This is a genomic window from Bradyrhizobium sp. (genome assembly GCF_016213215.1).
In the GTDB taxonomy this organism is placed as follows: domain Bacteria; phylum Pseudomonadota; class Alphaproteobacteria; order Rhizobiales; family Xanthobacteraceae; genus Bradyrhizobium.
On the sequence record NZ_JACRAW010000063.1, the window covers coordinates 16,313 to 35,067 of the forward strand.

Here is an 18,755-nt window from a genome sequence, read left to right on the forward strand (position 1 = left end):
CAGCGGAGTTTCCCACGACCGCTGCCGCGCTGGATGCCCCGCCTTCGCGGGGCATGATGGCTGGTGAGGTTCGTCATTGCGAGCGCAAGCGAAGCAATCCAGAATCTTTCCGCGGAAGCGGTCGGGATTGCTTCGTCGCTTCCGCTCCTCGCAATGGCGCTTCTGTATCATGGCCGGACGCGACGCGACTGTCGCAGGCTTTCGCAAGTCGCTCGAGCCGCTGCGGCAGACGCTGAAAATGCAGGCGTTCCTCGGCGCCGAGGCCCCGAACTACGCCGACTACATCGTGTTCGGCGGCTTCCAGTGGGCGCGCGTGGTCAGTCCGTTCAAACTGCTAGAGGCCGACGACCCGATCTATAGATGGCGTGAAAAGCTGCTCGACGCCTTCGACGGCATGGCGCGCAAGTTGCCGGGGTATCCGGTGTAGCGCCGCGGCGACTACGTATCGCCGTCACCTCCAGGGCGTCGCGCGTCGATCCAGGCCGCCAGCCCACGGCGAAGATCGCTGGTCGGCACCAGGGCTGCGAACTGCTCGCTTTCGACCTGGAGCCCTTCGCCGATACTCATGTTCAATCCGCGCGTGACCGCGGTGATGATGCTGCCGAGCGCGAGCTCCGAGTGAACCATGATGCGTCCCGCCAGTTCGCGCGCGGCCGCTGAAAGCTGCTGATGCGGAACGACCATGTTGACGAGCCCGATTTCCAGGGCGCGTTCTGCCGGGACGGGCGAGCCGGTCAGTAGCAGTTCGAGCGCGCGCTTGCGCCCGGCGAGGCGCGGCAGCCGCTGCGTTCCGCCGAACGTCGGCGGCATCCCGAGCTTGATCTCGGATTTTGCAAACGTTGCCCGCTTGCTGGCGATTGCGAGATGGACCGCCTCGGTGATCTCGCAGCCGCCGCCGAATGCGAGGCCGTTCACCGCCGCGATGATCGGCTTGCGGAATGCTTCCAGGCGCGAGGTCATCGCCTGTCCGCGGCTGACGAAATCGCGAATGGCGGCATTACCCCCGCGCTCCACGCTCTTTGCGAACTGATGAATGTCGGCCCCGGCGGAGAATGCCCGTTCGCCTGCCCCGGTCAGGATCACGACGCGTGCCTCGGCTTCCGTCTCTATGAAGTCCAGCACCGCCATCAGACGATCGATGAGCTCATAGCTCAGCGCATTGAGCTGGTCCGGGCGATTGAGGGTGACGAGCGCAATGCCGCCGTCGATTTCCAGCAGAACGGGATCTGACATCTTTGTCTCCAAGGTGGCGTCGGTAGGTGCTGCCAGCCCTAGGCGACAAGGATCTTGAAGTATATTCACTGGTCGGTATACATCCGGACCCATGGCTCGCTCCGCGACATCGACGCGCGAACGCATTGTTTCGGCGGCAAACAAGCTCTTCTACGGCGACGGCATCCGTGGCGTCAGTCTTGATGCGGTCGCGGCGAAGGCCGGCGTCACCAAGCGGACGCTCTACTACCATTTCAGAAGCAAGGACGATCTCGTGGCGGCCTATCTTGCCGGCCGGGATCAGCCCAATCTGGCGCTGTTCAGGAAATGGTTCGAGGAGGCCGACGGAGCATTGCCGGCCAAGGTCGAACAGATCTTTCGCAACCTCGCTCGCTCGGCGCGCCATCCGAAATGGAAAGGGTGCGGCTTCCTGCGTACCTCGGCCGAATTGGCGAACATGCCGGGCCACCCCGCGATCAAGATCGGCGCCGCGCACAAGAAGAAGTTCGATGCCTGGTTACGCGAGGTTTTCGAACAGGCCGGCATTGCGGACGCATCGCAATTGTCTCGCCAGATCCTGCTGTTGCTTGACGGGTCCTTCGCCGTCGTGTTGCTGCATCGGGATCCGTCCTACATGGAGACGGCGGGGGAAGCCGCTCGTTCGCTGGTCGATGGCGCCCTGCGAGGTCGTGTGGCGCGGCGGTAGCGGCGAGTGGCCCCGTCCTGGCCGCTCACCCCTTCGGAAACCCCACGGTCTGCGACAGCAGCACCTGCCGGTCGTGACTGAGTCCGAGTGCTTCCGCGATCGCCTCGCGATCGATCCAGGCGCGGATCACCGTGGCGAGGCCGGAGCTTGCCGCGAACAGATAGACGTTCTGCGCGATCGCGCCGGCTGCGGCGGAAGCAAAACTCTCGCGGCTCCCCACCGGAATCAGTGCCATGCGGCCGTGGTCGGCGATGTAGACAAGGTCGAGCGGGGCATCGTCGACGAAATCCTGGTAGCCGGTGATGCGCCTGATGTCGCTGCCCGCAACCAGCTGCAGCGCGTTCCCAGCGGCATCGTACAGATAGGCGCCCGACGGCAGCGCGACGTAGATGTCGATCTCATAGGCTTGCATCGCCGACGGCGCCGTGTGCCCGCCGTCGGGGCGGTTGATGCCGTTCGCCGCCCACAAGAGATTGGACAGCATCTGCGGCGGCAACTCGGTCTTGGCGAATTCGCGCATCGAGCAGCGCCTGGCGATGGCTTCCATCAGCGCAATGCCGCCGGTCTTTTCCGGAGCGGGCAGGGCGATCTTCGGCGTCGCGTCGCCCTTGGCCGGTTTCGGCCGAAGGCGGCCCATGGCGCCGAGCGCCAGCTTTGTCAGCGTGCTCATCGCGTCCGTCTCTTCTTAGTCTTGCCGGACGACTTGCCCTGCCGGGCGTTTCGCACCGGAGGCTGCGGCCTGGGATCTTCCAGGTTGGCTTCGACCAGTGTGGCATGACCCTGATTCACCATCTCCATCGCCTGCTCGGGGTCGGCGGCATTCGCCTCGAACAATTCGCAATCCTCGAGGTCGCCGTCGATCATCAGGCTTTGGGCGGTTCGGAAACGGGCCAATGCGGCCTTCCTGGTTCGAAAAGCCTTGAGGTCGAAATCCTCATTGAGCCGTTTGAGACGGACCACGAACATGACTGCCTCCTCGCAGCGCAGCACCAGCGAACGTGTGATGAAGGCGCAAAGTCGAAAGAAGCGTGTTGCTCTAGGTCAAATGCCGGAGGGAAAGTTGGAAGCGGCAGACTCGTATGGTTCACGACTGGTTTTTCAGCCGCACGCGTTCTCTCAAGAATTCAAGGTGGTGGTGGTCGGTGCGCCCTGGGCGCCGGCAGGACCGGCCGGACGCTCATGCATCAGCAGCGCCACGACGGCGCCCGATGCAAATGTCAGCGCGCCGATGATTGCAATCGCTGCCGACATTCCCAAGAGATCGGCTATGAGTCCGGCGGACAATGCGCCGATCGCGTAGCCGAGATCGCGCCAAAAGCGATAGACGCTCAGCGAGCGAGCGCGCCAGGTCGGATGCGATGCGTCGGAGACCGCAGCGATCAGGCTCGGATAGACCATCGCGGTGCCGATCCCGAGCAGCAGGCTGCCGGCAAGCCAAAAGGAGAAGGTGGAGGTAAATGCGGTCAACAACAGCCCGGCCGCCTGCACCCACATGCCAGCGACGATAAGGCCCTTGCGGCCCCAGCGGTCGCTCAAAGGACCCGTTGCGACCTGAAGGATGCCCCATGTTGCGGGATACACGGCTTTCAGGATGCCGATGCGCTCCACCCCCAGTCCGAAAGTGGCAAAGAACAATGGGAAGATACCCCAGCTCATGCCGTCGTTGAGATTGTTGACGAGTCCGGCCTGCGACGCCGCAAACAGGTTTCGGTCGCGAAAGGACGTAAGCGTGAAGATCTCCCAGAAGCCGACCGCAGGGACAGCTTGTGGCGCGTTGCCGATTTCCAGGCGGACATGATCGCGGGTATCCCGGACCAGCAGGATCGAAAGCGCCGTGCCCAGCGCGGCATAGGCGAGGCCAAGATAGATCGGTACGGGCCGCAGACCATACTGACCCGCAAGATAGCCGGTCAGGAAGGCTGTCGCGCCAACCGCAAGATAGCCCGCAAATTCGTTAAGCCCCACCGCGAGACCGCGCGACTTGGGCCCCACCAGGTCCACCTTCATGATCACCGTCATCGACCAGGCAAATCCCTGGTTGATGCCGAGCAGGGCATTGGCGGCGATCACCCATTCCCAACTCGGCGCCCACATGATCATGAACGGTACTGGCAAGCCGACAAACCAGCCAAGGATCAGCACACGCTTGCGGCCCCACACGTCAGCGAGATGCCCGGAGACCAGATTCGCGCATGCCTTCACCACGCCGAAACTGACGATGAAGGAAACGACCAGTGTGGTCGAAGCCAGATGGAATTCCTCGGCGCCGATCAGCGGCACGACCGTGCGTTCGATTCCGACCATGCCGCCGACAAAGGCGTTGATCAGCACCAGCAACGCGAATTGTGGCCAGTTGGCGCGCAGGCCAAGGCTGATTCCGCCGCTACCTGGCGCGGTCGACGAATCGGGCACGCTCACTCTGCCGCTGCCATCATCCCGGAATTGGCGGCGCGAAGCCGCGCGGCTTCGGGCGGGGGCGGTGGAATATCGACGATCATGGCGCGGATGAACGCGGCCTCATCATCGATACGAAAGGCCTTGTTCTGGCGCTTCTCGAACCCGATCGTCGACGTCGGCTTCCCGCTCAGGCTGCGCCCGCACACCGAGCCCGAGTACGCCCCCGGCAAAACTTCCAGATAGTCCGGCAGCGCTTTCAGTCTCTGCACGCTGCGGAACAGATCGCGTGCGCCGTCCTCGGCGCTGGTGGCAAGCTCGGTCCGGCCGAGATCACCGACCATCAGCGTATGACCCGTCAGCACGAACCAGGGTTCGTCGCCCCGCGTGCGATCGGTAACGAGCAGCGAAATGTGCTCGGGCGTATGACCCGGCGTGTGCAGCACCTGGATCGATACGTTGCCGAGATCGAGCACTTCGCCGTCGCGGGCGCCGCGGAACGGAAACGCCACCTTGGCTCCGGCAAACAGCACGTAATCCGCGCCGGTGGCGGCAGCGAGCTCACGACCCGCCGATCGGTGATCGGCATGGAGGTGAGTATCGATGACATATCGAATGCGGGTGTGGGTGGCCTCGGCCAACTCCCGATACGGCCGGATGTCGCCGACCGGATCGACAACCGCGGCGGCGGCGTGGCCGGCGCAAGCCAGAAAATACGATGCCCCGACAGGATCCGTATGGAGAAACTGACGCAAGATCATTGGGGGCGCTCCCTGGCTCTTGCGGGCAACCTTGACACGGGCAGCTATATCATTCAAGTATTCGCTTGAATGATATAGCGAGGTTTTCACGAGAACGTGTCAGGCAGCGGCCCCAAGCAAGCGCTGTTCGAACAGTTCGCCCTGGTGGCGAAGACGATCGGGCACCCGCATCGGCTTGAACTTTTGGAGCAACTGGCTCAAGGCGAGCGCACCGTCGAGCAGCTTGCCGGCAAGACCGGCCTGTCGGTTGCCAACGCCTCGCAGCATCTGCAGCGCATGACGCGCGCCGGGCTTGTCGCCAGCCGGCGCGACGGCAAATTCGTGAACTATCGTTTGAGCGACGATGCAGTGCTTGAGGCGATCGCCGCATTGCGAAGGCTCGCCGAGAAGAATGTGGCCGAGGTCGAGCGCGTGGTGCGCGGTTATTTCGATCAACGCGACAGCTTCGAGCCGGTGTCGCGCAAGGAGCTTCTGAAACGATCGCGCGCCGGCACCGTGACCATTCTTGATGTCCGGCCGGAGGACGAGTTCGCGCTCGGTCATCTGGCGGGAGCCATCAATATCCCGTTGCGTGCGCTTGAATCGAGACTGTCAGAACTCAAGCGCTCAAGCGAGATTGTCGCCTACTGTCGTGGGGCCTATTGCGTTCTGTCCTATGAAGCCGTTGCGGCGCTTCGAAAGCGCGGCTTCAACGCCCGGCGGCTCGAAGATGGATTCCCCGAGTGGCGCGCCGCCGGCTTACCGTTTGACACTGGAAGTGCATAGTCAGGTGGGCCGACAGGAATTTCGATTCCGCGTAGGGCTCGTCAAGAACGTCAGCCCCGGCGAACCGTGCCCCGACCGTCAAGACGCCGATTTCCGCCTGCAGGACTGTAAGGGCTCAGGAGCAGTCCGGTGACGAACGCGCGAGCGCTCCCGCCGGCTTGTGCAGGCAATCCCGGCACAGGCAATCCTCGCCGTCGGTCGGCATCGGCAGCCGCACGGTCTCCTCAGTGCACCAGCAGGCGCCGGACAGCGCGCAGGTGAACTCCGTGCCGCAGCGGGAACAGACGACCTGGCGCGAAGGGACCTGGCGTGAAGGAAGGAATTCGTTCTGATTTGTCACGATCTTGCCGAAGGTTCGCAGTCTTCTTCATCGGGTTCATCTCAACCGGCACTATAGCTGCTGATGGTTAAAAATCATAAGGAGCGCAGAGACTGATTGCACGTGATTGGCGAGCCGCGCTCATTGTGCTCATCGGGTTCGGCTCGGCGCGTCCGCCGCCAAGTCGATGAGCTGGCTGATCCCCCGAGCTTACAAAAACACCATCATTTCGGGCGCACGTCAGAGCGAACCCGGAATCCATGCCTCCTGGAGCAATAGATTCCGGTCTGCGCCTTGCGGCGCATCCCGTAATGACGAGATACTGAATAGTCCGGGTCAGGAGATCGACTGAATGTTCATTGCCATGAATCGTTTTCGCGTCGCAAAAGGTTCGGAAGCCGAATTCGAGCAGGTCTGGCTGAAGCGCGACAGTCACCTTCACAAGGTGCCGGGCTTCATCGAATTTCATCTGCTCAAAGGTCCGGAGGCCGAGGATCACACGCTCTATGCCTCGCACTCGGTCTGGGCGGACTATGCCGCTTTCGAAGCCTGGACCAAGTCGGAAGCGTTTCGCGCGGCGCATCACAAGGCCGGCGACAACAAGGTGCTCTACGTCGGCCCACCGCAATTCGAGGGCTTTGAAGTGCGGCAGACCGTCCGAGGTGGCGCGAAGTAGGGCGTTGAGCGAAAACTCAGCCGCGCGTGATGCCGTCGATTTCGGCCAGGTCTTCCGTGCTCAGGCTCCAGGAGATCGCCTTGACGTTCTGATCGATCTGCTCGACTTGCGTCGCGCCAGGCGATCACGCTTGCGACCTGTGGCCGCGCGGCGAGCCAGGAGAAGGCAAGCTCGAGCAGGGTGTGTCCGCGCCCCTGCGCGAAGGCTTTGAGCTTGTCGACGATGTCTTCATTGCGCTGGGTGACATAGCGGTCGCGCAGGGCCGGCGCTTTCGCAAATCGGGTGTCCGCGGGTGCCGCCGCTCCCCGCTGGTACTTGCCGGTGAGTAGCCCGCTGGCCAGCGGGAAGAACGGCAGGAGGCCAAGCCCGTATTCCTGCGCGGCCGGCAACAGGTCTTTCTCGATGTCGCGTACGACGAGGCTGTATTCGTCCTGGCAGGAGATGAAGCGGTTCGTGTTCATGGCGCGCGCGGTGAATTCTGCTTCCGCGATGCGCCAGGCCGGGAAGTTCGAGTTGCCGATGTAGCGTACCTTCCCTTGGCGGACGAGGTCGTCGAGCGCCCGCAGGGTTTCTTCGAGCGGCGTCAGCGGGTCGTGGTCATGCTGCTGGTAGAGATCGATATAGTCGGTCTTGAGCCGCTTCAGGCTCGCTTCCACGGCGCTCATGATATAGCGCCGCGAAGCGCCCTGCCTGGTGCCGTCGGTCGCCATGGGCTTGGAGAACTTGGTCGCCAGCACGATGTCCTTGCGGCGGTCGCCGAGCACGGTCCCGAGCACCGTCTCCGAACCGCCCATACCGGCATAGATGTCGGCGGTGTCGAACAGGGTAATGCCGAGGTCGAGCGCGCGATGGATCACCTTGCGCGAGGTTTCGAGATCAGTGCGCTGGCCGAAATTGTTGCAGCCGAGCCCGACGACGGAAACGCGCAGGCCGGAGGCGCCGAGATTGCGGATTTGCATGACAGACCCTGTAGGACAATGGATGAAAGACGGGCGCATTGTGGCGCCCGGTCCGACCGGCAGCAAGTTGCGACGGGAATGGCTCATTCGCGGGCCGCGCATCCGCAGCGCACCGCAAAAAAATGCGGCCCCGACCAGACGCGGCTGCTGACGGGGACCGCTTGGGGCGCTTGATCGGTGACGGGGGTTTGATCAGACGCGAGCCGCAAGGTACCCCGGCATTGTAACACGCGGGTGACAGCGGAAGTTATCCACAGGCTGTTGCGATGCCGATACCGCGCGCGCTCAGAAGATCTTGCGATACACGATGAAGCCGGAGCGCTCCGCAACCTGATCGTAAAGCCGCTGCGCGGTCAGGTTGGTCTCGTGGGTCAGCCAATAGACGCGCGGCGATCCCGCGCGCTTTGCTGCGTCATACACCGCGTTGATGAGCGCCGAGCCGACGCCCGTGCCGCGCGCGGCTTCGTCCGTGAACAGATCCTGCAGATAACAGGACGGCTCGATCGCCGTGGTGCTGCGATGATAGAGGTAGTGGGTCAGGCCGAGGAGCCTCCCATTGCTCTCCGCCACCAGTGCATGCATGGGCTCGTAGGCGTCGAAGAAGCGCATCCACGTCGTGTGCGTGATTTCGGGGGCCAGCGCAGTCGGGCCCGACCGGCCATAGAATGCATTGTATCCGTCCCACAAGGGAAGCCATTGATCGTAGTCCTGGCGGGTGACCGGGCGAATGGCGAGAGACATGTCGAAGTTCCGCGATCTTTTGAGGAACGAGGCGCAAGCGAGGTGAGACGTCCTTCATACGGGATTGTCAAGGTCCTGATCAATCGGTGCCGTGGCTATTCGGCGAAGCCGCAGGTCGGTGAACACGCCGATGCTGACGATCGCGAAGGGAGTCAGCGCCTGGTGATGCTGCGATAATGCTCGATCATGCTCACTCCGGAATCAGATATCGTCAATGCGCCAGCCGCCGTCTTCGCGAAGGACGTGCACGAACACCTTATGCGTGGTGCCATGGTGCACCACGTCGACCGCAATGGTAGCCGGGCCGGTATCGCCGCCTGCGACTCGCGCGACGGTGCCGATCCCGACCTCGGTCTTCGGCAGCACGCCCCAGCCGAAGAACGCATTCAGAATTGGTCCGATCGGTGCGTTGGCCGGGTAGGCGCGCGGGGCGCGCATCAACCGGCGGCTTTTGTCGGAGAAAAGCGCGGTGAACTCGCTGTCGCTGGGCGGGACATTCGCCGCCTGTGCCCGCGCCTGTTTTTCGTAGAGCGCCCTGACGAATTCGACGTTGCCCATTTCGCCGCATTTTGCCGTGCCACTCTGCAGCGCGATGGGGCCTACGAACACAGCCGCCGCGGCGAGGTTGGCAAAGAATCGAGAACAGTTCATTGCGAACGGACCGAAGAGACGGCCGCATCCGGCCACCGTCCTTTGTCGCACGGCGCGCCTTGCGCGTTCATCCGCTGGCCGCTGCCACGGACGGGATGTTCAGCGTTGAATGGCCGCTGCTCTTGCGCGTTTCAGTCAGGATCAACAGCGACGCGGCAACCACAATGGCCGCGGCAAGCGCGAGCGCAACGACTACCACCGGTGACTTCATCGATGTCCTGATCACGAGGCCGCCGATCACCAATGACTCGGGGAACGGCCCAGGTTGAAAGGTGAAAGCGCTCAGGTCGGCAACGACATGGCCATAGTCGCCTTGGTCGACAGCACCGTCAGGGTGACGATCAGGGCGACAGGGCGCCGATCGCCAGCGATGCTGCGACCGCGCCGGTCAGCCGGGAAAAGGCGGATTGCGCAGCCCGGCCGGTGAGGCCCGGCGTGCCGTACGCCCGCATCATGGTCCAAATCCTTCAAAGCGCGAGCGAATCACTCGCAATTCCGAAGAATCTCACCGCCAGAGCCGGCAACATTGCGGCAAGCGCCGCGTCGAACATGGCGAAATCGCGACAAGGATTAACATTCTGCCCGCAATTCTCAGATCCCGGCCGCGATGCTGGCGGGGTTGTCGATACGCGCCGGCCGCCCGTCCATCGGCACGAAGCCCGGCGTCTGTTCTACCCGCCGCAGCCATTTCCGGATCGCCGGAAACGTCGAGAGGTCGAAGTCGCAGCGTTCGGCCAGGTGGGTGTAGCCGTAGAGCGCGATGTCCGCGACTGTGAGCTGACCCGCCGCAAAGTATTCGTTGGTCTTGAGGTGATTCTCCATCACCTGAAGCGCCGCATAACCGCGCTCCATCCAGTCCTCGAGCGCATGCGTTTGCAGGTCACGCCCGCCCCTGACCAGCGACAGCCAGAAATAGGCGGCGCCGATATTCGGCTCCAGCGCGTGCTGCTCGAAGAACATCCACTGCAGGGCCTCGGCGCGATCGATTCGCGACTCCGGCGCCAGCGGCGTGCCGCCTGCCACGTACCACAGGATGGCATTGGACTCGGCGAGGTAGCGATCTTCGCCCACCTCGAGCAGCGGCACCTGGCCGGACGGATTCTTGGCCAGAAACTCCGGCGTGCGGCTCTCGCCGCGCAGAATGTCGATCTCGATCGATTCGTAGGGCACGTTCACAAGCGCCAGCGCAAGGCGGACCTTGTAGCTGTTGCCGGAGCGTTGCATCGAATAGAGCTTGTACATTCTGACCGTTCGAGCGGTGGAGGCGGTGCGCCGCGGAAACGTTTGTCGTCCCGCAAGGCGGCTAAACAATGATGCCGTTGCAAATCCGCCGCAAGGCCCGACGATTGGAAAAAGTCGAAAACCTCTACCGCATCGCAGCGGCGCGGAAGATCATTTCAACCCGCCAGAACAAATCGGATCACGCTTTCGCTACCTCTAGCGCGGTGAGGCCCGAGCCGCTGCGTTCGTGCAGCGCGCCGCGCATGATCAGGGCAAATCGTCCGACGCGAGGAAGGACGACCAGCACTCCGGCCCGAACAGCACGAGCGAAATGGCGGTGAGTGCGATGACGGTGGCGGCGGCAACCGTTATCGTCCGCCATTGGCGAGCCGCCAGCAGCGCAAACGGAACGACGGCTGCAAATTGCGGCTTGCAGGCAAGAAGGCCGATCAGCACGCCGGCGGCGATCGGCCGCCCTGGCAAGGCGAGCGTCGCGCCGCCCAGTAGCGCCGCTGTGAGAAAGCCGTTCCGACCCTGGCCGAGATTGATGAAGAGGGCGGGAAAGGCGGCAGCAACCGGCAGAGCTCAGTCATGGCACCTTGAGCCTGTCGCATCCGCCGCACAATCGCGGCGATGACGGCCAGATGCAGCGCCAGGGTACCACCCTGCCAAGCCGCGAGCGCCACCGGATAGGGCAACAGGGAGAGCGGTGCGGCGACCAGCAGGAAGAGCGGGGGGACAGAGCCACGCATAGTATGGTGTCCCCGCGCCGAACAGCTCTTGCTCGCGGGCGTGGTGAGCGGGGATGTCGTAGGCTTTGGCGGCCTTCCAGGGCCAGCCGAGCCGGCCGCATAGAAGCTGGAGAAATCGATACCGATCGGCTTGCCGTTGCGATCGACCGTCCGACATCGCGATCCATCCCACGATGGCAAGGCCGCAGATCACAAGCAGGATCAGGCTGTAGCCGCGCGCCCGCGCGGGCGTCAGCCAGTCGCCGGATCGCAACGCTTGTCAGATATGAGCCATTTCGCCGCGGAACTTTAGGAATGTTGCGCCGACCGTACGCTGCCGCCTTTAGGGCTTCCTAAACTTTCCTCGACGGTGCCGAAGCTTCTTGCGGTGCAGCGGCACCCGTCCTAGGGTGCATCATTCCCACCATCAGAGTCGTGACTTTTGACGGGCCACGACGTTTGCCAGGAGAAGATGATGTCCTTCCTTGCCGCTGCGCTTGACCGTGTGAAGCCGTCCGCGACCATCGCGGTCACGGACAAAGCACGCGCGCTGAAAGCGGCGGGCCGCAACGTCATCGGGCTCGGCGCGGGCGAGCCGGACTTCGACACGCCCGCCAACGTCAAGCTGGCGGCCATTCGCGCCATCGAGGCCGGCAAGACCAAGTACACCGCGGTCGACGGCATTCCGGAGCTGAAGGAGGCGATCATCGCCAAGTTTCAGCGCGAGAACGGGCTGACCTACAAGCCGAACCAGGTCATCGTCGGCACCGGCGGCAAGCAGGTGCTGTACAACGCGCTGATGGCGACCATCAATCCGGGCGACGAGGTGATCATCCCGGCGCCCTATTGGGTCAGCTATCCGGAGATGGTGGCGCTGGCCGGCGGGGAATCCGTGCCGATCATCTGCACCGCCGAGACCGGATTCAAGCTGCAGCCTGAGCCCCTGGAGCGGGCGATCACGCCGAAGACCAAGTGGATCGTCCTCAACTCGCCGTCGAACCCGACCGGCGCCGCCTATACGCGCGCCGAGCTCAAGGCGCTCACCGACGTCCTGGTGAAGCATCCGCATGTCTGGGTCATGACCGACGACATGTACGAGCACCTCGTCTACGACGACTTCCAGTTCACGACGCCGGCACAGATCGAACCGAAACTGTTCGACCGCACGCTGACGGTGAACGGCGTGTCGAAAGCCTATTGCATGACCGGCTGGCGGATCGGCTATGCCGGTGGTCCTGCGCAGTTGATCAAGGCGATGGCGACCATCCAGTCGCAGTCTACCTCGAACCCGTGCTCGATCGCGCAATGGGCAGCGGTCGAAGCGCTGAACGGTCCTCAGGACTTCATCCCGGTGAACAACCAGGTGTTCAAGGAACGGCGCGATCTCGTCGTGTCGATGCTCAACCAGGCCAAGGGCATCGACTGCCCGCGACCGGAAGGCGCGTTCTACGTCTATCCGTCCTGCGCCGGCACGATCGGCAAGACCGCGCCGTCGGGCAAGGTGATCACCAATGACGAGGAGTTCGTCACCGAGCTGCTGGAGAGCGAGGGCGTCGCCGTCGTGCAGGGTTCGGCCTTCGGCCTCGGGCCTGCATTCCGGATCTCCTACGCGACCAAGACCTCCGATCTCGAGGACGCGTGCAAGCGCATCCAGCGATTCTGCGGCAATTTGAAATGATCAAATGGCATTGATGGAGCGATCCGTCTTTTGACGGCAATTTCGGCGAGTGCCAGGTTTCGGACATGGCGCTTCCTTTCTGTCGGCTCCGCAATTGCAACTGTCAGAACGGGTTGACGGGTTGACGTCGCGGCGGCATCGCCGGACGTGGGGCACATGTCGGTGTCCTGTTGACGCGCCGGATCGCCGGCACCGCGATCACGGCTGATCCACTGCAGCACCCGGTAAAGGCCCGCCGAGCCAGGCCTTCGTGTTTTGTTGGTCGCACGTTCGGTTCGCCTCCGGATGCACCGCCCGAAATCTGGAACCGGGCGGGATGTTGTGGCATAGAGGCCGCTATCGCCGCAGGTACGGCGTCACGATTCTGTGCTCGCACCACATATTCAGCCGGAGATTTCCCATGCGCCGCTCAATCCTCCTTGCCGGGCTCGCCGCCGCGGGCCTGGTCGCGTCCTTGGTCAGCGCACAGTCGCAGCAAGCCATGGTTCGGGTCGGTGTTCTCGAATGTCGGGGCGGGGCGAGCATTGGCTTCATTGTGGGCTCCGTGACACATCTCGGCTGCGTGCTGCGCGCCGACGGCATGCCGGAGGATCGCTACGTCGCCACGGTCCGCAAGGTGGGTCTGGACCTCGGCATCACCGCGGAAACCGCACTGGCTTGGGCTGTGTTCGCACCTGTGAACCGAATCGGGCCGGGTGATCTCGCCGGCAACTATGCCGGTGCGCAGGGCAGCGCGTCGCTCGGCGTTGGTATCGGCGGCAACGCACTATGGGGCGGCTCGAACAATTCGATCGCCTTGCAACCGCTCAGCATCCAGGGTCAGATCGGCCTTAACGTAGCGGCTGGCCTCGAGAGCCTGGAACTTCGTCCAGGGCGGTAAAATAATTCATATGAACTGATCGAGCGCGGTCCGGCGTCCGCCTGCGACGCGGCGAACGCATAGCAATGGCGCAAGTTTCACGCCGTTTCGCGACTATGCACCGCCGTGTTTTTTCGTGCTTGCCAAATCCGTAGGAGGGGCAGAGCATCGGGCTTTGCCGACCCAATCAAGGGCCGAGCTCCAACAAAGGAGACGGCGAATGGGACAAGACGTCAGAAGTCCCCGCGGTCCACGGTGCATCGCACTGGTGGGCCCTTTCCAAAGCGGTAAAACCACACTTCTTGAAGCAATATTGGCGCGAACGGGAGCGATCCCGCGCGTCGGCAGCGTCGATGCCGGCACTTCGGTCGGCGACGCCAGCCCCGAGGCCCGGCATCACAAGATGAGTGTCGGGTTGACTGCCGCCAGTATGAATTTCATGGGCGACAGCTACACCTTCATCGACTGCCCAGGCTCCGTGGAATTCGCGCATGACATGCGCGCCGCGCTGCCCGCCGTCGACGCCGCTGTCGTGGTGTGCGAGGCCGATGAGAAGAAGCTGCCGCAACTGCAGATCATCCTGCGCGAACTCGAGGATCTCAAGATCCCGCGCTTTCTGTTTCTCAACAAGATTGACCGCGCCAACAAGCGCATCCGCGAGACGCTTGCCTTCCTGCAACCGGCCTCGCGCGTACCGCTGGTGCTGCGGCAAATCCCGATCTGGAAGGGCGAACTGATCGAAGGTTTTGTCGATCTCGCGCTGGAGCGCGCCTTCGTCTATCGCGAGCACAAGGCGTCCGAGGTGATTGCGCTGGAAGGCGGCGACCTCGACCGCGAGAAGGAAGCGCGCTTCTCGATGCTGGAGAAGCTGGCCGATCACGACGACGCCCTGATGGAGCAGCTGCTCGAGGACATCCAGCCGCCGCGCGACGCCGTGTTCGACGATCTCGCTCGCGAGCTGCGTGAAGGGCTGATCTGCCCGGTGTTGCTCGGCTCGGCGACGCGCGAAAATGGCGTGCTGCGTCTGATGAAGGCGCTGCGTCATGAAGCGCCCGGGATTGCCGAAACCGCCGGGCGCCTCGGCGCGCCGCCGTCGAAAGATGCGCTCGGCTACGTCTTCAAGACGATCCATTCGCAGCACGGCGGCAAGCTGTCGCTGACGCGGCTGCTTTCGGGCCATCTCGACGACGGGGCCACGCTGCAATCCTCCGGCGGCGGAGCGGGGCGCGTTTCCGGCATTCTCGCCGTCAACGGCGCTCACGACACCAAGCGTGCCTCGGCGGAAGCCGGCGACACCGTCGCGCTCGGCAAGCTCGATGCGATCAAGACCGGTGAAACCGTCTGTTCCGGCAAGACAGCGCCCTCGGCGCTGGTCCAGGTCGAGCCGACTCCGCCGGTGCTTGCGATCTCCATTGCGGCGACCGACCGCAAGGACGACGTCAAGCTCGGCCAGGCGCTCGCCCGGCTGCACGAGGAAGATCCCTCGCTCGGCATGGTCCAGAACGCCCGCACCCACGACATCGTGCTGTGGGGGCAGGGCGAGATGCACCTGCGGGTCGCGAACGAACGCCTGCGCGATCGCTTCGGTGTCAATGTCAAATCGCATCCGCCGGCGATCGGCTATCAGGAGACCATTCGCAAGTCGATCACCCAGCGCGGCCGCCACAAGAAGCAGTCGGGTGGCCACGGCCAGTTCGGCGACGTCGTTCTCGATATCAAGCCGCTGCCGCGCGGCGAAGGCTTCAAGTTCTTCGAAACGGTGGTCGGCGGGGCGGTGCCACGCAACTACATCCCGGCCGTGGAGGAAGGCGTGGTCGACGGATTGGTGCGCGGCCCGCTCGGCTTCCCCGTCACCGATCTGCAGGTGACGCTGACCGACGGCTCCTACCACAGCGTCGACTCTTCCGACCTTGCGTTCCGTACCGCGGCGCGGGTCGGCCTCAGCGAAGGGTTGCCGCAGTGCCAGCCGGTGCTGCTGGAGCCGATCCACGTGGTGGAGATTGTCTGTCCGAACGAGGCCACCGCCAAGATCAATGCGATCCTGTCGGCGCGGCGCGGCCAGATTCTCGGCTTCGACACCCGCGAGGGCTGGACCGGCTGGGATTGCGTTCGCGCCATGATGCCCGAAGCGGAGATCGGCGAGCTCATCGTCGAGCTGCGTTCGGCCACCGCCGGCGCCGGCAGTTTCACCCGGCAGTTCGACCATATGGCCGAGGTCACCGGGCGTGCTGCCGACCAGATCATCGCCGCGCATCGCGCTGCCGCGTGATCCCTGCCATTCCGGGGCGCCGCAAGGCGGCGCGCCCGGTCATCCGCGGTCACGACAATGTGTGAGGCCTGACGGACTGCGCCTTTAGGCGCAGCCCGTCAGTCATGTTCTTGACAGGCTAGGCAGGACAGGAAATGGATCGCCTGCAAGATGATTTCGGGAGGGGTCGTGCTGCAAGGCTGCGCTTCAGGGGGACATGGTGCCTAAGCCTCCCGCCGCGTGTCTGATCGGATGGCCGGCGGCGCATTCGCGTTCGCCGCTGATCCATCATTACTGGCTGCGCAAGCTGGGCATCGAAGGCGGCTACAACATCGAAGCGGTGCCGCCGGAAGAGCTCGCCGAATTCGTGAGCCATCTTTCGATACATGGTTTCGTCGGCGCCAATGTCACGATCCCGCACAAGGAACGTGCGCTGGCATTGACGCTTCCCGACGAGCGCGCGCGTGCCGTCGGCGCCGCCAATACGCTGTGGTACGAAGGCGAGGACCTGCGCTCGACCAACACCGACATCGAAGGCTTCATCAACAATCTCGATGCCTTTGCGCCGGGGTGGGACGCGGCCGACGAGGCGCTCGTGCTGGGCGCCGGCGGCTCATCGCGCGCCGTCGTCTTCGGACTGCTCGAGCGCGGCATCAAGCGCGTGCACGTCGCCAATCGCACCCTCGAGCGGGCCGAAGCATTGGTGCGGCAGTTCGGTGCGAAAGTCCATCCGCTTGGATGGGATGCAATCGGCGAGGTCCTGCCGCGGGCGCAACTGCTGGTGAACACGACTTCGCTCGGCATGCACGGGCAGCCGCCGCTCGACGTCGACGTCACCAAATTGCCTGTCAATGCCGTCGTCGCCGATCTCGTCTATGTTCCCCTGATCACGCCGTTGTTGGCGGCGGCGCAAGCGCGCGGGCTGAAGACCGCTGACGGGCTCGGCATGTTGCTGCATCAGGCCGTGCGCGGCTTCGAATTGTGGTTCGGCAAGCGGCCGGAGGTCACGCCGGAACTGCGCGCGCTGGTCGAAGCCGATCTTGCAAAGTCTTGAGAGAATGGCTCGCCGTTGATCGATCGGATTGATCGCGTCATCCGCTTTGGCTCCTCATCCTGTGCAGCGCTCCCGAAGGAGCGCGTCTCGAAGGATGAAGGCCGCGATGGATGCGCCTGGGGCCTCATGGTTCGAGCGCTAACGCGCCTCACCATGAGGGGCAACATCGATGGCGATCACACCGCGATCACGCGGTCGTCGATCTCGGCAACCGTGTTGACGCCGCACAGGCCCATCGTCGTCAACAGCTCCTTCTGGATGATCTCGATCGCCTTGGCGACGCCGGCCTGGCCCCCGGCGCCAAGGCCATAGGCATAGGCGCGGCCGATCATGCAGGCCTTGGCGCCGAGCGCGAGCGCGCGCATGACGTCCTGCCCGGAGCGGATCCCGCCGTCGAACAGGATCTCCATCCTGGAGCCGACCGCGTCGGCGATCTCCGGCAGCACTTCGATCGACGACGGCGCGCCGTCGAGCTGCCGGCCGCCATGGTTGGACACAACCAGCGCCTGCGCGCCGGTCTTGGCGGCTTCCTCGGCGTCCTCGACGTCGAGGATGCCTTTGATCACCAGCTTGCCCGGCCAGATGCTGCGGATCCAGGCGACGTCCTTCCAGCTCAGCGTGGTGTCGAACTGCGATGCAGTCCATTCCGAAAGCCGGTTCAGGTCATCGGCATTCTTGATGTGTCCGGCGATGTTGCCGAAGGTGCGGCGCTTGCCGCGCAGGATGCCCGCGACCCACGCCGGCCTGCTGGCGAAATCCAGAAGCTTCGATACGGTCCATTGCGGCGGGACGGTCATTCCGTTCTTGATGTCCTGGTGCCGCTGTCCGATCACCTGCAGGTCGACGGTCAGAACCAGCGCACTGCACTTGGCCGCGATCGCGCGCTCGACCAGCGCCTTGATGAAGCCCCGGTCCTTCATGACGTAGAGCTGGAACCAGAACGGCTTTTCGACACTGGAGGCGATGTCCTCGATCGAACAGATCGACATCGTGCTTTGCGTGAACGGAATGCCGGCCGCCTGCGCGGCGCGACAGGCGAGGATCTCGCCGTCGCCGTGCTGCATGCCGAGCAGTCCGACAGGCGCGAGGATCAGCGGCATGCTGGCCGGCTCGCCGAGAATGGTGGTCGACAGGTCGCGTTTCGACACATCGACCAGGATGCGCTGGCGAAACTTGATCTGCTGCAGGTCCTCGCGATTGGCGCGCAGCGTCTCCTCGGCGTAGGAGCCGCGGTCGCAGTAATCGAAGAACGCCTTCGGCACGCGCCGTTTATGCAACTGTCGCAGGTCGTCGATGCAGGTGATGTACTTCATAAGCGTCCCCCGGCCTTCTTGCGTCCACGGATTTGATCGTCATCTAGCATGGTTGGAAAGCCAGCCAAATCGTTTGCGGAGGCTCCATGACGAGACGCCAGGCAATCGTCCGACAGGCCGAAACGACCGAGAAGCGCCAGCTCGAGGAGGCGCTGGAGGAGGGGCTGGAAGAGACCTTTCCCGCCTCCGATCCCGTCAACGTCATCCAGCCGCCGCCCACCCGCGGCGACCATCATGTGAAGCGGACCGGTTAACGCAAGTTCCATATCGGGCGCTGCCGGATGGGGCAATCGTAGCAGTTCCAAGGCTTTAGGGAACCGGTCGGCGGCCGGGTTCCGTAATGATTCATCATATTTTTTGAAGCCATTTTAGCTGTGATGGCATTATAAGACCCCGGCAAGTCAGGGACGGCGGGCCCAAAAGAGGTCATTCGCCGTTGTCGTGGGGTCCCTGATTGTTGCTTGGGG

At 63.7% G+C, this 18,755-nt stretch carries 20 protein-coding genes and 3 pseudogenes; 9 read left to right on the forward strand and 14 right to left on the reverse strand.

What is annotated here, in order from left to right; genetic code table 11:
• Window positions 1-166 precede the first annotated feature (166 nt).
• Window positions 167-427 (forward strand): annotated as a pseudogene (locus HY852_RS11210) (glutathione binding-like protein); the annotation flags it as partial.
• 11 nt (window positions 428-438) lie between these two features.
• Here HY852_RS11210 and HY852_RS11215 read toward each other — a convergent pair.
• Entirely contained in the window at window positions 439-1,233 is a 795-nt protein-coding gene (locus tag HY852_RS11215; RefSeq protein ID WP_291604724.1) for a crotonase/enoyl-CoA hydratase family protein, read from the reverse strand.
• A 91-nt stretch (window positions 1,234-1,324) separates the two neighbouring features.
• On the opposite strand from HY852_RS11215, the gene HY852_RS11220 reads away from it, so the two are divergent.
• A complete protein-coding gene (locus HY852_RS11220) occupies window positions 1,325-1,918 on the forward strand; it encodes a TetR/AcrR family transcriptional regulator (RefSeq protein ID WP_291604725.1) in 594 nt (197 codons plus the stop codon).
• Between the two features lie 25 nt (window positions 1,919-1,943).
• On the opposite strand, the gene HY852_RS11225 is transcribed toward HY852_RS11220, so the two are convergent.
• From HY852_RS11225 to HY852_RS11240, 4 genes are all read right to left on the reverse strand, one after another.
• Entirely contained in the window at window positions 1,944-2,588 is a 645-nt protein-coding gene (locus HY852_RS11225; protein ID WP_291604726.1) for a SagB/ThcOx family dehydrogenase, read from the reverse strand.
• On the reverse strand, window positions 2,585-2,884 hold the full coding sequence (locus HY852_RS11230) for a hypothetical protein (RefSeq protein WP_291604727.1): 300 nt from the start codon (window positions 2,882-2,884) through the stop codon (window positions 2,585-2,587). The genes HY852_RS11225 and HY852_RS11230 overlap by 4 nt, the downstream gene beginning before the upstream one ends.
• Window positions 2,885-3,034: 150 nt before the next feature.
• Window positions 3,035-4,336, reverse strand: coding sequence for an MFS transporter (locus HY852_RS11235; RefSeq protein ID WP_291604729.1), 1,302 nt, complete (start codon window positions 4,334-4,336; stop codon window positions 3,035-3,037).
• Window positions 4,333-5,073 carry an MBL fold metallo-hydrolase gene (locus HY852_RS11240; protein ID WP_291604730.1) on the reverse strand — a complete coding sequence of 247 codons (741 nt, stop codon included), beginning with the start codon at window positions 5,071-5,073 and terminating at the stop codon, window positions 4,333-4,335. The genes HY852_RS11235 and HY852_RS11240 overlap by 4 nt, the downstream gene beginning before the upstream one ends.
• Before the next feature lie 96 nt (window positions 5,074-5,169).
• On the opposite strand from HY852_RS11240, the gene HY852_RS11245 reads away from it, so the two are divergent.
• Window positions 5,170-5,838 (forward strand): metalloregulator ArsR/SmtB family transcription factor, encoded by a 669-nt coding sequence (locus tag HY852_RS11245; RefSeq protein WP_291604731.1) that lies wholly within the window; start codon window positions 5,170-5,172, stop codon window positions 5,836-5,838.
• A gap of 115 nt (window positions 5,839-5,953) precedes the next feature.
• Here the strand turns inward: HY852_RS11245 and HY852_RS11250 are convergent, their stop codons facing one another.
• Entirely contained in the window at window positions 5,954-6,178 is a 225-nt protein-coding gene (locus HY852_RS11250) for a cysteine-rich CWC family protein (RefSeq protein WP_291604732.1), read from the reverse strand.
• Between the two features lie 331 nt (window positions 6,179-6,509).
• Here HY852_RS11250 and HY852_RS11255 point away from each other — a divergent pair, with 331 nt between their 5' ends.
• Window positions 6,510-6,833 (forward strand): antibiotic biosynthesis monooxygenase, encoded by a 324-nt coding sequence (locus HY852_RS11255; RefSeq protein WP_291604733.1) that lies wholly within the window; start codon window positions 6,510-6,512, stop codon window positions 6,831-6,833.
• A gap of 16 nt (window positions 6,834-6,849) precedes the next feature.
• Here HY852_RS11255 and HY852_RS11260 read toward each other — a convergent pair.
• From HY852_RS11260 to HY852_RS27910, 7 genes and pseudogenes are all read right to left on the reverse strand, one after another.
• Window positions 6,850-7,792, reverse strand: a pseudogene (locus HY852_RS11260) (aldo/keto reductase).
• 285 nt (window positions 7,793-8,077) lie between these two features.
• Window positions 8,078-8,533: a GNAT family N-acetyltransferase gene (locus HY852_RS11265; protein ID WP_291604734.1), complete on the reverse strand. Its 456-nt coding sequence runs from the start codon at window positions 8,531-8,533 to the stop codon at window positions 8,078-8,080.
• Window positions 8,534-8,734: 201 nt separating this feature from the next.
• Window positions 8,735-9,184, reverse strand: coding sequence for a hypothetical protein (locus tag HY852_RS11270; protein ID WP_291604735.1), 450 nt, complete (start codon window positions 9,182-9,184; stop codon window positions 8,735-8,737).
• A gap of 67 nt (window positions 9,185-9,251) precedes the next feature.
• The gene (locus HY852_RS11275; protein ID WP_291604766.1) at window positions 9,252-9,425 is read right to left on the reverse strand and encodes a hypothetical protein; all 174 of its coding nucleotides are present in this window, start codon (window positions 9,423-9,425) and stop codon (window positions 9,252-9,254) included.
• Window positions 9,426-9,775: 350 nt separating this feature from the next.
• Window positions 9,776-10,426 (reverse strand): glutathione S-transferase family protein, encoded by a 651-nt coding sequence (locus HY852_RS11280; RefSeq protein ID WP_291604736.1) that lies wholly within the window; start codon window positions 10,424-10,426, stop codon window positions 9,776-9,778.
• Window positions 10,427-10,672: 246 nt separating this feature from the next.
• Complete coding sequence (locus HY852_RS11285; RefSeq protein ID WP_291604765.1) at window positions 10,673-10,987, reverse strand: glycosyltransferase family 87 protein; 315 nt, start codon at window positions 10,985-10,987, stop codon at window positions 10,673-10,675.
• Between the two features lie 71 nt (window positions 10,988-11,058).
• Window positions 11,059-11,157 (reverse strand): annotated as a pseudogene (locus HY852_RS27910) (hypothetical protein); the annotation flags it as partial.
• Between the two features lie 454 nt (window positions 11,158-11,611).
• Between HY852_RS27910 and HY852_RS11290 the strand changes: the two are divergent.
• The 4 genes from HY852_RS11290 (at window position 11,612) to HY852_RS11305 (ending at window position 16,975) form a co-directional block, all read left to right on the forward strand.
• Window positions 11,612-12,814 (forward strand): pyridoxal phosphate-dependent aminotransferase, encoded by a 1,203-nt coding sequence (locus HY852_RS11290; protein ID WP_291604737.1) that lies wholly within the window; start codon window positions 11,612-11,614, stop codon window positions 12,812-12,814.
• Between the two features lie 400 nt (window positions 12,815-13,214).
• Window positions 13,215-13,694, forward strand: a complete 480-nt coding sequence (locus HY852_RS11295) for a DUF992 domain-containing protein (protein WP_291604738.1) — start codon at window positions 13,215-13,217, stop codon at window positions 13,692-13,694.
• 199 nt (window positions 13,695-13,893) lie between these two features.
• Window positions 13,894-15,942 carry an elongation factor G gene (locus HY852_RS11300; protein WP_291604739.1) on the forward strand — a complete coding sequence of 683 codons (2,049 nt, stop codon included), beginning with the start codon at window positions 13,894-13,896 and terminating at the stop codon, window positions 15,940-15,942.
• A 196-nt stretch (window positions 15,943-16,138) separates the two neighbouring features.
• Window positions 16,139-16,975, forward strand: a complete 837-nt coding sequence (locus tag HY852_RS11305; protein WP_291604740.1) for a shikimate dehydrogenase — start codon at window positions 16,139-16,141, stop codon at window positions 16,973-16,975.
• 176 nt (window positions 16,976-17,151) lie between these two features.
• Here HY852_RS11305 and HY852_RS11310 read toward each other — a convergent pair whose 3' ends face one another.
• Window positions 17,152-18,288, reverse strand: coding sequence for an alpha-hydroxy acid oxidase (locus HY852_RS11310; RefSeq protein WP_291604741.1), 1,137 nt, complete (start codon window positions 18,286-18,288; stop codon window positions 17,152-17,154).
• Between the two features lie 86 nt (window positions 18,289-18,374).
• Between HY852_RS11310 and HY852_RS11315 the strand changes: the two genes are divergently transcribed.
• A complete protein-coding gene (locus HY852_RS11315; RefSeq protein ID WP_291604742.1) occupies window positions 18,375-18,542 on the forward strand; it encodes a hypothetical protein in 168 nt (55 codons plus the stop codon).
• Window positions 18,543-18,755 lie beyond the last annotated feature (213 nt).